The sequence below is a fragment of the Streptomyces geranii genome (assembly GCF_002954775.1).
Classification (GTDB): domain Bacteria; phylum Actinomycetota; class Actinomycetes; order Streptomycetales; family Streptomycetaceae; genus Streptomyces; species Streptomyces geranii.
Genome location: NZ_PJME01000020.1, coordinates 31,520 through 44,731, shown reverse-complemented (window position 1 = coordinate 44,731; position 13,212 = coordinate 31,520). Strand labels below are relative to the sequence as shown.

The window sequence follows — 13,212 nt, the reverse complement described above, 5'->3', positions numbered from 1 at the left end:
GCCGACGACAGCGATCGGCCGGGTAGCGACTCGCTACGCCTCCTCGACGCGCACCAGATGCACGGCGGTGCTGGACCAGTCGCCGGGCGCGAGATCGAGCCGCATCCCGTACTCGCTCAGCACGTTCGCGTGATGCACGGCACCCGTGCGCGCGTCCCGGTACCGGGCGCCGGGCGTCAGCCCCCGCAGCCGTACCGGAATCGCCGGGAGCCCGTGCCGGGGCCCGTACCGGAAGCCCAGCACCAGCGCCTCCGTCCCGCCCTCGCCGACGTACTGCACGACCGTCGGCTCCTCCCCGAGCGGCCCGGACAGCCGGTACAGCTCACCCTGCTGCACCACATGCCGCACCGCCTTGTACTCGGCGACCAGCGCCGCGCCCTCCGCCAGCTCCTCCTCGGACCAGTGCGTGAGATCGCCGCCGATGCCCAACAGCCCGCACATCGCCACATGGAAACGGAACCGCAGCGGCACCGAACGCGACGTGAGCTGGTTGGGCACGTCGGTCACCCACGCCGACATGGCCCGCGCCGGGTACACCTGCGCGAACCCGTGCTGGATCGCCAGCCGGTCCACCGCGTCCGTGTTGTCGGACGTCCACGCCTGGTCCGTACGGGAGAGGATGCCCAGGTCGATCCGGCCGCCGCCGCCACTGCACGTCTCCACCCGCAGCCCGGGATGATCGGCGCGCAGCCGGTCGATGACGCCGTACAGATTCTCGACGTACCGCGTCCACAGCCGGTCGTTGCCGTCCGGCCGCTCCGCCCAGCCCGACTCGCCGAACGCCCGGTTCATGTCCCACTTGAGGAAGTCGACCCCGTGGTCCCCGACCAGCCGGGTCAGCCAGCCGTACGCCCAGTCCGCCACATCGTCCCGCGCGAAGTTCAGGACGAGCTGGTTGCGCATCTCGGTCCGGGCCCGCCCGGGGACGTGCAGCACCCAGTCCGGGTGCTCGCGGTACAGCGCGCTGTCCGGATTGACCATCTCCGGCTCGACCCAGATCCCGAACCGCATCCCGAGCCGGTGCACGGCGTCGGCCAGCGGACCGAGCCCCTCGGGGAAGCGCTCCGGAGTCGGCGTCCAGTCACCGAGCCCCGCACGGTCACTGCGCCGCGCCCCGAACCAGCCGTCGTCCACGACGTACAGCTCCACCCCGAGCATCGAGGCCCGCTCGGCCAGCGCCTTCTGGCTCGCCTCGTCGACGTCGAAGCCGGTGGCCTCCCACGAGTTGTAGAGCACCGGCGCCGTCTCGCGCGCGTGGGTCAGCACATGGGTCGTCGTGTACGCGTGCCAGGCACGGCTCGCCGCCCCGAACCCGCCGTCCGTGCACAGCCCGGCGAACACCGGCGTGGCGAACTCCTCGCCCGGCGCGAGGGGTACCGACGTCCCCTCGTGGCCGACGCCTCCGGTGAAGCCAGCCAGCCCGTCGGGGGTCCGCTGGGCCGTGATCCGCCAACTCCCGCTCCAGGCAAGGGCCGCGCTCCAGACCCGGCCGTGCTCCTCGGTCGCCTCGCCCGAGTCGAGCATCACCCAGGGGTTGGCGTGGTGACTCGTGATACCGCGCCGACTGGTCAGCACGGTCTCGCCGAACGGCAGGGCGTCGCGGCGCAGTTGGCTCTCGGCCGACCACTGGCCGGTGACATGGCTGAGCCGGTAGCCGGGCAGCGGCGGCAGCGACCAGGCGGCGGAGTCGGCGCGCAGCAGGTCGAGATGCTCGTCACCGGTGTTGCGGATGACGGTCCGGCGCTCGATGACGTCCGTGTCGGCGCGGACCGCGTAGTGCAGGGCGACATGCAGGGGGTAGCGGCGGTCGCGGAACTCCAGCACCAGCTCGCTCGCCCCGGACGCCGGTTCGAGGATCTGGTGACCGGTCGGCACCCACTCGAAGCCACGGGAGGAGTCCGCGTACCGGACCTGGAGCGAGGGCGGGCCGTATCGCGTGCCGCCGTCGACCGGGAGTTCCTCGCCCACCGGAGGCCGGCCCTCGAAGCTGCTCGTCATGTCCTGCGCCGGGGTGGCGAGCGCGCCGGCCTCCGACAGGGTCAGCCGCGGCCCCCACGCGAGATGACAGGGCGCCCCGGTCTCGTCGATCCGCAGTGCGTACGACGTGCGCGGGGTCGTCAGCAGCCAGACCCCGGTGTCCGGGTCGTGGGAGATCAGCGGCATGGTGCCTCACGTTCGCGTGACCATCGATCATGTGTCAATGGGGGTTCTGTTTCGGTCTTTCGCAAGTCTAAGGGCGGTAACAATGGTGCTTCGTCTCATCCATGCTTCTTTCATTGACAGTGGAAAATAAGCGACCGTAGATTCCGGCCATGCCCCCGCCCCTCCGCGCCGAGGTGTTTCCGGCCCACACGCCGGCCGCCTCGCAGATCTTCACCACCGTCCTGTCGCACGGCCCGCTCACCCGCGCGGACGTCGCCCGGCGCGCGGGACTGTCGGCCGCCGCCGTCACGAAGGCGGTCCGTCCGCTGATCGAGGCGGGCTATCTGGTCGAGGACGCGGACGCGGAGACCCGCCCGCTGCTGGGGCGGCCCGCGAGCCTGGTCCGGGTCGACGGCGGCCGGGCCCTGTTCATCGGCGTCAAGATCACCGGCGACGAGATCTTCGGCGTCCTCACCGACCTGTGCTGCCGCATCCGCGTCGCCCGCCACCTCCCGCTGCCCACCCGTGCCCCCAAGGCGGTACTGGCCTCGCTCGCCGAACTGGTCCGGGAACTGCTCACCGAGGCGGACGGCTTCGGGGTACCGGTGCTGGGCTGCGGCATCGCGGTCGCCGGCGAGGTCGACCGCGCGCAAGGGACGGTTCGCTACTCACCGTTCCTGGAGTGGCGTGACGTACCACTCGCCGAACTCGCCGCCATGACCACGGGCCTGCCCGTCACGGTCGACAACGACGTACGTGCCCTCACGGTCGCCGAGCAGTGGTTCGGCGCGGGCGTGGGACTGTCCGACTTCGCCGTGGTCACCGTCGGCGCGGGCATCGGCTGCGGGCTCGTGGTCCACGGCCGCGTGGTCGCGGGGGCGCACTCGGTGGCCGGCGAGATCGGACACATCACCATCGACTCGGCGGGCCCGCCCTGCCACTGCGGCCGACGGGGCTGTCTGCAGGCATACGCGGGCGACGCGGAGATCGCCGCCAGGGTCGGGGAGATCACGGGCACCCCGATCACGGACAGCGCCGAGGCACTCGCCCTGGCCCACGCCGGGCACCCCGGAGCACGGGAGGTGTACGCCAGGGCCGGCGAGGCGATCGGCCGGGGCATCGCGACGGTGGCGAACCTGCTCGGCCCCGAGCGGGTGATCATCTCCGGCGAGGGCCTGGCCGCGTACGACCTCTTCGCCGAACAGATCCGCGACGCCTTCACAGCCACAGCCTTCGGCTCGGCGGCCCATTGCGACCTGGTGACCCGCCCGCTGCCCTTCGAGGAGTGGGCGCGGGGGGCGGCGGCGACGGCTATCCGGGGGTTCGTCAGGGCGGATCGGTGAGGGGAGGGGGCGTGTGGTGCCGGACCGGTGGCGCCGACCTGGTGGTGGCGGGCCAGTGGCGTGGGATGGGCGTAGCTGGAGCGGTGATGCTGGACCAGGTGGAGTCGGGCCGGCGGTGCCTGAGCAGTTGCCGCCGGATTGGTAGTGCCGGGGCAGAAGCGCCGATCAGCGGTACGGGATCGGTCGCGTCCGGGCGGGAAGTACCGGGCCAGTTGGCGCCGGTTAGGCCCCAGTCGGACGAGCAGCACCGGATACCCGGCGACGGGCCGGGAGCGCCGGATGAGCTGCCGCTGGGCCGGTCGTGCCGGATCGGTCGTAGCCGGAGGGAAAGCGCTGGCCGGGAAGTGCCGGGCCAGTGGCGGGGGATTGGGTGCTGTCCGGCCGGTCGTGCCGAATCGGCGGCGGATCGGTCGTAGCCGGACCGGGAGCACCGGCCCGGAAGTGCCGGGCCAGTGGCGCCGGATCAGCTGCCGCCGGGTCGGCCGTGCAGGATCGGCCGTGCTGGCCTGGAAGTGCTGGACCCTTGGCGCCAGCCCAGCCCAGCCCAGCCGCCGCCTGGCCAGCCGTGCCGGATCAGCGCCGCCGGGTCGGTCGCAGTCGGCTCGGCACCGGTGGCTCCGAAGTGCCGGACCAGCGGCACCGGGCGTCGTCAGGCCACCAGCCCCCAGATATCCGGTGCCCGCGCACCCGCAGCCGCCCCATCGACAGCAGGCCAGGCCTGCGTGGTCAGCCCGAGCCCGGTGTCGGCTCCCTCCGGGGCTTCGCCCCGGTGTCCGCCTCCCCGGCCGACGGGATCAACCCCTCCCGGTAAGCCACCGCAACCGCCTCACCCCGGCTCGTGGCCCCCAGCTTGGCCAGGATGTTCGAGACGTGGACGCTGGCCGTCTTGCCGCTGATGAACAGTTCCTCGCCGATCCGGCGGTTGCTGCGGCCGAGGGCGAGGAGGCGTAGGACGTCCTGTTCGCGGGCCGTGAGAGGTGAGGGCGCGGCAACCGTGTCCTCTGAGGCCGACGGGGCGGTGAGTCGGCCCCGGCGGATCAGGGCGTCCACCTCCTTGAGGAGGGGTGCGGCGCCCAGACGTACCGCCGTTTCGCGGGTGGTTCTGGCCTGGACGGCAGCTTCCTCGCGGTGGCCCTCCGCCAGCAGTGCCTCCGCGAACCGCCTTCTGCAGCGTGCTTCTTCGTACACCTCGCCGAAGCCGAACGCCGTGACCGCCCGCTCCCAGGCCGCCGCCTCCCCGGGACCGGCCGTCGCCCGGGTCCACTCCGCCTCGGCGCGGGCCAGCCAGGCCAGTCCTTCCGGGCCCTGCGGGGTGCCGTCCCGGCTGCTCAGGGCGCGGGCTCGGGCCACTTCCAGCAGGTCCGCCGCCGTGTCCGTCCAGCGCCGTGTCCCCGCCTCGTCGCCGGACGCCCGCAGCCGTACGGCCGTGTCGGCGACGGCGGCCAGGGCGAGGGCGGCGAGCCGGACCGCCACCTCCGGGCGGGCCCCGGCGTCGTCGGTGAGCGCCTTCACCGTGGTGTGCACCCGCTCCACGGCCGCCTCCGGGTCCCCCGCCAGGGCCGCGACGTCCGTGAGCACGATGCCCGCGATCAGCGTCGCCATCCAGTCGAACGGGCCGTCGAGCAGGGCCCGGGCACGGTCGACGGCGCCCAGGTCGCCGCGTGCCAGTGCCACGTACAGCGAAGGTCCCGCCACGAAACCGGCAGCCGCGGGGAGCACCTCGGTGTCGGCCGTCGCCGCGCGGACGCACTCGTCCCAGCGGCCCAGGGTGTACAGCACCAGGGACTGCAGGTATCGCATCTCCCGGGGATAGGGAGACGAGAGCAGTCCTGCGCGGCGGGCCCGGTCCAGGCCCTCGGTCAGCCACGGCAGGGACTCCTCCGGCAGCCCGGACTCGAAACAGCCGATCGCGAGACTGAACAGGGCCCGCATCTCCACCGGCGAACTGCCCGCCCGCCGGGCCAGTTCCCGCGCCTCCCGCAGCCGCTCGCGGGCCTCGGGCGTGCGACGTCCACCTGCCCCGAGAGCGACCACGGAGATCATGAGGTCGGCCTGTGCGTCGAGGGCCTGCAACTCCTCGGCGGCCGAGAGTGCCTGCCGGGCCACCCGGAGCGCGGTGTCGTCGTCGCCCATCTGCCGGGCCGCCATGACATGGGTGGCCGCCGCCCACACCCACGTCCGCGACGGCGGATCGGCCGGGATCATGGCGAGCGCCTCGCTGCTGTAGGCGAAGGCCGCCGCCAGATGGTCGACGTTCATCAGGTTGTCGGCCAGCGTGTAGCGGACCCGGGCCGCGAGTTCGGCGTCCGTGTCCTGGCCGATCCCGGCGAGCGCGGCCCGGGTCAGCGACACCGCGCGGTGCGACTCCCCGGCGTGCGCGGCGGCTGCGGAGGCCCGCAGCATCAGCGTCACCGTGTCGAGACCCTCACCCGTGGGACGCGCGCCCGCCTCCACCGCCGGCCACATGTCGAGGGCCGCCTCCAGATGCCGTAGCTCCTCCGCGGGAGCGCCCACGCAGTCGGCGTGCCCGGCGGCCTCCAGTGACGCCGTGAGCGCCTCGGCCAGGTCGTGGCTCTCCCGGTAGTGGTGGGCCCGCTCCGCCGCACTCTCGGGCAGGCGGCCCCGCCCGGACAGCAGCCGCGCGAACGCCCCGTGCAGCCGCGACCGCTCGCCCGGCAGCAGGTCGGCGTAGACCGCCTCGCGGGCCAGCGCGTGCCGGAAGGAGTACGTGTCCCCTTCCCCGGGGACGAGCAATTGCCGTCCGACGGCCTCGCGCAGCGCCGACTCCAGCTCGTCCTCCGGCAGCCGGACCGCGTCGCTCAGCAGGTCGTGCTCGACGCGCCGCCCCGCGACAGCGGCCGTACGCAGCACCTGCTGAGCGGTGTCGGACAGTTGCTCGAAGCGGATGAGGAGGACGTCGGCGAGCCCGCTGGGCACCCCGCCCGACTCCGTGTCGGTGGCCGCGAGCAGCTCCTCCGCGTAGAAGGCGTTGCCCTCGGCCCGCTCGACGATCCGCCGTACCGTCGTGTCGGACAGCGGTGTCTCGCCCAGCGCGCGCACCAGCCGGGCCACCTCGGCGTCGTCCATCGGCCGCAGCTCCAGCCGCTCCACGGCGGGCAGCCGCACCAGCTCCGCCAGCAGCGGACGCAGCGGATGCCGGCGGTGGAGGTCGTCCGCGCGGTACGACGCGAACACCGCGAGCCGGTGCCCGGGCGACCCGCCCGTGGGCCCCTGGAGCACACCCCGGCTGAGCAGGAACCGCAGCAGGTCCCGGGAGGACTGGTCGGCCCAGTGCAGGTCCTCCAGGACGAGCAGCAGCGGCGCGACCTCGGTCGCCCGGGCCAGCAGCCCGGCCATGCCCTCGAACAGCCGCAGCCGCCCACCGGCGTCCCGCACCCCCTCCTCGGGTCCGCCCCCGAGGAGCCGCCCGACCACGGGATGCGCGGCGAACGCCTCCGCGAACCGCTCGTCGGCGGCCAGCACCCCCAGGATCTCGGTGAACGGCAGATAGGGCAGACCGACGTCACCGAGATCGACACAGTGCCCCGTGAGCACGGTCATCCCCCGCTCCGAGGCCCGCCCGGCGACCTCGGCGAGCACCCGCGTCTTGCCCACCCCGGCGTCCCCGGCGATGAGCACGGCCCGGGCCTCCCGGAGCCGGGCACGGTCGAGCACACCGGAGAGACGGCTCAGCTCGTCGTCCCGGCCGATGAGAGGGGTGTTGAACAGGTTCTGCGGCACAACTGAATCCTGACACGCACCACTGACAACCTGGGCCGACGAGGCCTCAGCGCAGCGTCTGCGCCCAGTTCGCCGGTACGCGTCCCGCCGGTCCCGGAGCGGGCTGGTCCGTCGGGTGGCTGGCCGGGGGCGCCAGGGCCGGGCCCGACTCGTACAGTTCGTTCGTCTCGAAGTTCCAGAACCAGGCCTCGCCGGGCTCGTAGCTGCGGATCACCGGGTGGCCGGTCTCCTTGAAGTGGCCGGTGGCGTGCTTGGCGGGGGAGTCGTCGCAGCAGCCGATGTGGCCGCACTCGGCGCAGCGCCGCAGATGGAACCACCAGCCGCCGGCGGCGTCGCACTCGACGCATCCGGCACCGCTGGGCGGGACGCTGGGGTCGATTCCGGTGTCCTTGGTCATGACGGCTCCTCGGCCGGGTCGGGTTCCAGGGCTGTGGCGTTGTCGGGGTCGACGGCGGTGAGGGGGAGGAGGACCTGGAAGCGGGTGTCGCCGGGCACCGACTCGACCTTGAGGTCGCCGTGGTGCTTGTTGACGACGATCCGCCAGCTGATGTCGAGGCCCAGGCCGGTGCCCTCGCCGACCGGCTTGGTGGTGAAGAACGGGTCGAAGATCCGGCCGCGGATCTCCGCAGGTACGCCCGGTCCCGTGTCGCGGAACTCCACGAGGAGCTGGTCGTGCACGAGGGCGGTCCTGACGGTCAACGTCCCTTCCACCCCCGCCCCGTTGATCGCGGAGACCGCGTTGTCGATGAGGTTCGTCCACACCTGGTTCAGCTCGGCCGGATAGGCCGGGATCCTCGGCAGCGAACGGTCGTACTCCTTCACGACCTTGACGAGCGGACCGAACTTGCCCGACAGCATCAGCAGCGTGCTGTCGAGGAGTTCGTGCACGTCGGCCACCTGGTAGGGGGCCCGGTCCAGCTGCGAGTACTGCTTGGCGGCGTTGACGAGGTGCGAGATGCGGGCCGTGGAGTCCTCGATCTCGGACATCAACAGCTCGGTCTCGACCGTGTAGTTGAGCCAGCCGACGGCCGCCTGGAGGATCTCGTCGTCGACGGCCGCAGCGACCTGTTCGAGCCAGTCGACGTCGAGACCGCCCTGCACGAAGTTCGGTGCGATCTGCCAGCCGTTCTGGATGCCGTGGTCGTCGAGCCAGTCGGCGAGTTCGTCCTCGCGGTCGGACGCTTCGAGCGGGCTCAGCGGCTGTGCCTTGGCGACCCGCTCGGCCGTACGCTCCTGGATCTCGACCAGGGACTTCAGGGCGTCACGCTGGTAGGGGCCCGAGGCGATGACCCCGAGCTTGTGCCGCATGTGGCCGACCCGGTCCCGCAACGAGGACGTGGCCCGGACGGCCGCCGCGGCCGGGTTGTTCAGCTCATGGGTGAGCCCGGCGGACAACGAGCCCAGCGCCAGCAGCCGTTCCCGCTGCCCGACGGCCCGCTGGGTGCTCTGCGTACCGAGGAACAGGCCCTCCAGGAGATGGACCGCCATCGGGAACCACTCGTGCATGATGCCCGAGAACGAGTCGGCGGGCAGCACGAAGAACCGGGTCGGCTCCGACACCCGCAACGAGTTCCGGTACACCTGCGGTTTCTCGTCCCCGAGATAGGCCTGCACGGCCCCCGCGTACACCCCGGACTGCGACGTACGGCTCACCTCGACGTCGTCGCCGCCCACCCGGCGCGACAGGACGACCGTGCCCTCGATCATCACGTAGAAGCAGGTCGCCGGGTCGCCCTCGGCGAACACCGGCCCGGGATCGAACAGTTCGACCCGGCCCTCGCTGCACAGCCGCCCCAACTGTTCGGCGGTCAGCTTCTCGAACAGGAACAGCGCCCCGATCTCCGCCGGGCTGCACGGCATCAGCCGGCCGCTCACGACTGCTCCAGATACCGGTGGACGAGCATCACGGCCATGGCTCCCTCTCCGACGGCGGACGCGACCCGCTTGGCGGACTCCGCGCGGGCGTCCCCCGCGACGAAGACGCCGGGGACGTTGGTCTCCAGGTGGTACGGCGGCCGGTCCAGCTCCCAGTCCGCCGGTGGCCGCCCGTCGGCGGTCAGGTCGGGCCCGGCCAGGATGAAGCCGCGCTCGTCGCGCAGCACCGTGCCGTCCAGCCAGTCGGTCAGCGGGGCCGCGCCGATGAACACGAACAGCCACTGCGCGTCGACCAGTTCGGTCTGCCCGGTTGCCGTGTCGCGCAGGGTCAGCTGCTCCAGGTGGTCGCCACCGTGCGCGGCCTCGACGACCGTGGCGGCCCGCACCGAGATGTTCGGCGCCTCGGCGATCTGCTGGATCAGGTAGTGCGACATCGACGCGGTGAGATCCGCCCCGCGCACCAGCAGCGTCACCGACTTGGCACCCCGGGACAGGTACATCGCCGCCTGCCCGGCCGAGTTGGCCCCGCCGACGATGTACACGTCGTGCCCCTGGCAGGCGGCGGCCTCGGTCAGCGCGGACCCGTAGAACACCCCGCAGCCCGACAGATCGGTGGCCCCGGGCGCCTCCAGCTGTCGGTACGACACCCCGGTCGCCAGGATCACACTGTGCGCGGCGATCGCCGATCCGTCCGAGAACCGCACGAGCCGCGCCGCACCGCTCACCTCAAGTCCGGTCACCTCGCGGGCGGAAAGGATCTCGGCGCCGAACTTCGTGGCCTGCCGCCGCGCCCGTTCGGTGAGCTGGGAGCCGGACACCCCGTCCGGGAACCCGAGATAGTTCTCGATCCGCGAACTCTGCCCGGCCTGCCCGCCGGTCGCCGACCGCTCCACCAGCACCGTACGCAGCCCCTCCGAGGCCCCGTACACGGCCGAGCCGAGCCCGGCGGGCCCGCCGCCGATGACGACGAGGTCGTAGAAGTCAGCCGTGGGCGTCGTCGCCAGCCCCACCCGCGCGGCCAGCTCCGGCACCTCGGGCTCGACGAGCGTGGCACCGTCGGCGGTGATCACGACCGGCAGCCGCTGCCCGTCCTGCCCGCAGGCCGCCAGCAGCCGCTGCCCCTCGGGCTCCTCGGTGGAGTACCAGCGGTACGGCACCTGGTTGCGGGCCAGGAACTCCCGTACGTCCGACGACCGCGCCGACCACCTGTGCCCGACCACCTTGGTGCTCGGCACCGGCCGGAAGTCACTGCACCGCCACGCCTCCAGGAGGTCGTCCAGCACCGGGTAGAGCTTCTCCTCCGGCGGGTCCCAGGGCTTGAGGAGGTAGTGGTCGAGGTCGACGACGTTGATCGCGTCGATCGCCGCGTTGGTGTCCGCGTACGCCGTGAGCAGCACGCGCCGGGCGCCCGGATAGACGTCCAACGCCTGTTCGAGGAACTCGATGCCGTTCATCTGCGGCATCCGGTAGTCGGCCAGGATCACCGCCACCAGATCACCGCGCAGCTTCAGCTCCCGCAGCGCCTCCAGCGCGGACTCGCCGGACTCCGCGCGCACGATCCGGTACGACTCGCCGTAGCGCCGCCGCAGGTCCCGGGCGACGGCCCGGGAGACCCCGGGGTCGTCGTCCACGGTCATGATTACACCTACGGTAGACCTCTCAGGTGCCATGGAACGACCGTACGTGACGGGGAGGGGCCATGGCGACGGCAACGGTGATCCGGACAGCACGTGAGTACCTGCGGGTAGGCGACCACGAGAGCCACCAGCGCCCCTGAGCCGGCTGCCACGCCGAAGGCGAGCTTGACCAGGTCGAACAGGGTCGACGCGCTGAGCTGCCGCTCGGGCTTGAGGGATCGGGCGCCCAGCAGGTCCCAGTTCCTGCGGCAGCCGGCCATCCCGGCGGGAGAGTTGCCTCCTCCCAGCTCGTGAGCGGCTGCGTCTGCCACAGGAACCACCCCGCACCGGGCAGTAACAGCAGGGCAAGAAGGCCGAACGTCCGTACCGTCCGGACTTCCCTGAGGTACCACCGTTGAGGCTGCCGCTGTGCACCCCCGTCGCTCTGCGATGAAGGCCACCGCAGGGACTCTGTTCGGATGCTGCTCCAACGGTGATCGCTGCGTCAGATCCCCCTCCGAACAGCCGTCAGAAGTCATCTCATTTGGTCAGTCTGCTATAGCAGATGAGGGTGCAGGCGATGCTGGTGCAGGCGAGGAAGTAGTCGGCTTTGCGTTCGTAGCGTCGGTGGAGACGTCGGCATCCGGCGAGCCAGGCCATGGTGCGTTCGATGGTCCAGCGGTGTCGGCCGAGTCGCTGTGAGGTCTCGATGGCCCTGCGGGCGATGCGGTGGCGGATTCCTTGGCTGGACAACCATCGCCGCAGGTGGTTGTAGTCGTAGCCCTTGTCGGCGTGAAGTTTTCGGGTGCCTGGGCCGTCGGCGCCCGCGGCGGGAGCGGATCGGCGGTATGCCCTTCACCAGCGGGATCAGGGCCTGGCTGTCGTGCGTGTTGGCGCCCGAAATACCGATGGGCAGGGGCAGGCCGGTCCGCTCCGTGATCAAGTGGATCTTCGACCCGTACTTGCCCCGGTCTACAGGATTCGGGCCTGTCAGCTCCCCCTTTTCAGGGCCCGCATGTTCACCGAGTCGACCGCGCACCGGGACCGGTCCAGCTCGCCGCGGGATCCCAGCTCATCGAGGACCAGGCGGTGGAGTCTGACCCACACACGGGCCTTCGTCCACTCGGTGAATCGTCGGTGAGCCGTCGCGCCGGACGGCCCGAACGACGCGGTCGGCAACTGCTGCCACGTGCAGCCAGAGGTCGCCACGAACACGATCGCGACCAGCACTTCGCGCTCACCGTGCCGCCGCCGGCCCCCACCCTGAGGCCGCGACGGCGCCTCCGGCACCACCCGCTGGAACAACTCCCACAACTCCTCCGGCACCAGCCGCTCAACGATCCCTGCCACGACCGCCGGCTTACCCAGCCAAATGAGATGACGTCCTATAGCAGGGCCCTAACCATTACCAATGGCTAGGGCTAGGGAACCGGCGGCCACACCGCGGACTGCAATCGACCTGGTCAGGAGCGTCTCAGGTCGTAAGCGGCGGCGCATGCCGTGGCCGGGAACGGCCGGGTCTTTCTGCTAGTTCTGATACACCTTGTCGTTGCCCGGACCGCCCGAGAGCCTGTCGTTGCCTGGGCCGCCGTGCAGGACGTCGTTGCCGCTGTTGCCCCACAGGACGTCGTTGCCCCGGTCGCCGTACAGGCGGTCGTTGCCCCTGCCGCCGTAGAGGTTGTCGGCGCCTGAATTTCCGCGCAGGACGTCGTTGCCGTCGCCGCCGTCGAGGCGGTTGCTGGTGGCGTCGCCGGTGAGCGAGTCGTTGCCGGCGTCGCCGTAGCACGCATAGCACCCGGTCATGACGTCGTTCCCGGCTCCGCCGCGCGCTCCGTTGCCCCGCTGCTCGCCCCCGCCGACGGTGCGGTCGTTGCCGTCCTGGCCGTAGAGCTCGGTTTGGCTGTTGCCCACCAGCACGTCGTTGCCCTTGCCGCCGTAGATCGTGCTGTACGCGTAGTTGTCGGCGGCGATCGACACGGTGTCGTTGCCGTTGCCCAGGTCGATGTAGTAGTCGTCGGTGAAGTCGGTGCCCACCGGGACGTGGACCGCGCAGCGGGCGACCGTGCGGTCGGTCGCCGACGGGTACACGCACTCGTAGTTTTCGGCCGCGCTGCTGTCGATGGCGATGGGGGCGCGGTCGCGGAAGGTGAGGATGTAGTAGGCGTCGTTCCCACCGTCGCGGCTCTCGAACTTCATCGAGACCGTCAGCCGGTTCGTCTGGCCGGCCTCGTCCTTGTACCAGAGGTCGCGCTCGCCGTTGCGCGCGACGTCGCGCAGCGTACCCGCGTCCGGAGTGGCCGCCTGGACGGCGGGAGCCGTGAGCGCGGCTGCGCCCAGGACAAGAGTGAGGGTGAGGGCGGTGGTTGTCGCGATGGCGATCCTTCTCCGTGTACGCATGCCGAGCAGTCCCTTCGCGGGAGTGGTGCCGTGGGTTTCTGAGTACCCGTTAGACAGCGCACCCGGGGCTGAGGTTGTACGCCGGAGCGAACCGGTGC

The 13,212-nt window shown here is 71.7% G+C and carries 7 protein-coding genes and 1 pseudogene; 1 reads left to right on the top strand and 7 read right to left on the bottom strand.

The window, feature by feature from the left end:
• Positions 1-33: 33 nt before the first annotated feature.
• Complete coding sequence (locus tag CW359_RS25140) at positions 34-2,163, bottom strand: alpha-galactosidase (RefSeq protein WP_105972387.1); 2,130 nt, start codon at positions 2,161-2,163, stop codon at positions 34-36.
• A 149-nt stretch (positions 2,164-2,312) separates the two neighbouring features.
• Between CW359_RS25140 and CW359_RS25135 the strand changes: the two genes are divergently transcribed.
• Complete coding sequence (locus CW359_RS25135; protein ID WP_105972386.1) at positions 2,313-3,485, top strand: ROK family transcriptional regulator; 1,173 nt, start codon at positions 2,313-2,315, stop codon at positions 3,483-3,485.
• A gap of 726 nt (positions 3,486-4,211) precedes the next feature.
• Here the strand turns inward: CW359_RS25135 and CW359_RS25130 are convergent.
• From CW359_RS25130 to CW359_RS47160, 6 genes and pseudogenes are all read right to left on the bottom strand, one after another.
• Positions 4,212-7,226 carry a helix-turn-helix transcriptional regulator gene (locus tag CW359_RS25130; protein ID WP_105972385.1) on the bottom strand — a complete coding sequence of 1,005 codons (3,015 nt, stop codon included), beginning with the start codon at positions 7,224-7,226 and terminating at the stop codon, positions 4,212-4,214.
• 46 nt (positions 7,227-7,272) lie between these two features.
• Positions 7,273-7,623: a UBP-type zinc finger domain-containing protein gene (locus tag CW359_RS25125; RefSeq protein WP_105972384.1), complete on the bottom strand. Its 351-nt coding sequence runs from the start codon at positions 7,621-7,623 to the stop codon at positions 7,273-7,275.
• Complete coding sequence (locus tag CW359_RS25120; protein WP_105972383.1) at positions 7,620-9,101, bottom strand: ATP-binding protein; 1,482 nt, start codon at positions 9,099-9,101, stop codon at positions 7,620-7,622. The genes CW359_RS25125 and CW359_RS25120 overlap by 4 nt, the downstream gene beginning before the upstream one ends.
• On the bottom strand, positions 9,098-10,771 hold the full coding sequence (locus tag CW359_RS25115) for an NAD(P)/FAD-dependent oxidoreductase (RefSeq protein ID WP_105972382.1): 1,674 nt from the start codon (positions 10,769-10,771) through the stop codon (positions 9,098-9,100). The genes CW359_RS25120 and CW359_RS25115 overlap by 4 nt, the downstream gene beginning before the upstream one ends.
• Before the next feature lie 486 nt (positions 10,772-11,257).
• Positions 11,258-12,058: pseudogene (locus CW359_RS25105) on the bottom strand (IS5 family transposase).
• A gap of 186 nt (positions 12,059-12,244) precedes the next feature.
• Positions 12,245-13,114 (bottom strand): calcium-binding protein, encoded by an 870-nt coding sequence (locus tag CW359_RS47160; protein WP_105972477.1) that lies wholly within the window; start codon positions 13,112-13,114, stop codon positions 12,245-12,247.
• Positions 13,115-13,212 lie beyond the last annotated feature (98 nt).

Excerpts from the sequence above, each read along its gene's own strand:
- CW359_RS25140 (WP_105972387.1), bottom strand. The coding sequence starts at position 2,163 with ATGCCGCTGATCTCCCACGACCCGGACACCGGGGTCTGGCTGCTGACG.
- CW359_RS25135 (WP_105972386.1), top strand. The coding sequence starts at position 2,313 with ATGCCCCCGCCCCTCCGCGCCGAGGTGTTTCCGGCCCACACGCCGGCC.
- CW359_RS25125 (WP_105972384.1), bottom strand. The coding sequence starts at position 7,623 with ATGACCAAGGACACCGGAATCGACCCCAGCGTCCCGCCCAGCGGTGCC.
- CW359_RS25115 (WP_105972382.1), bottom strand. The coding sequence starts at position 10,771 with ATGGCACCTGAGAGGTCTACCGTAGGTGTAATCATGACCGTGGACGAC.
- CW359_RS47160 (WP_105972477.1), bottom strand. The coding sequence starts at position 13,114 with ATGCGTACACGGAGAAGGATCGCCATCGCGACAACCACCGCCCTCACC.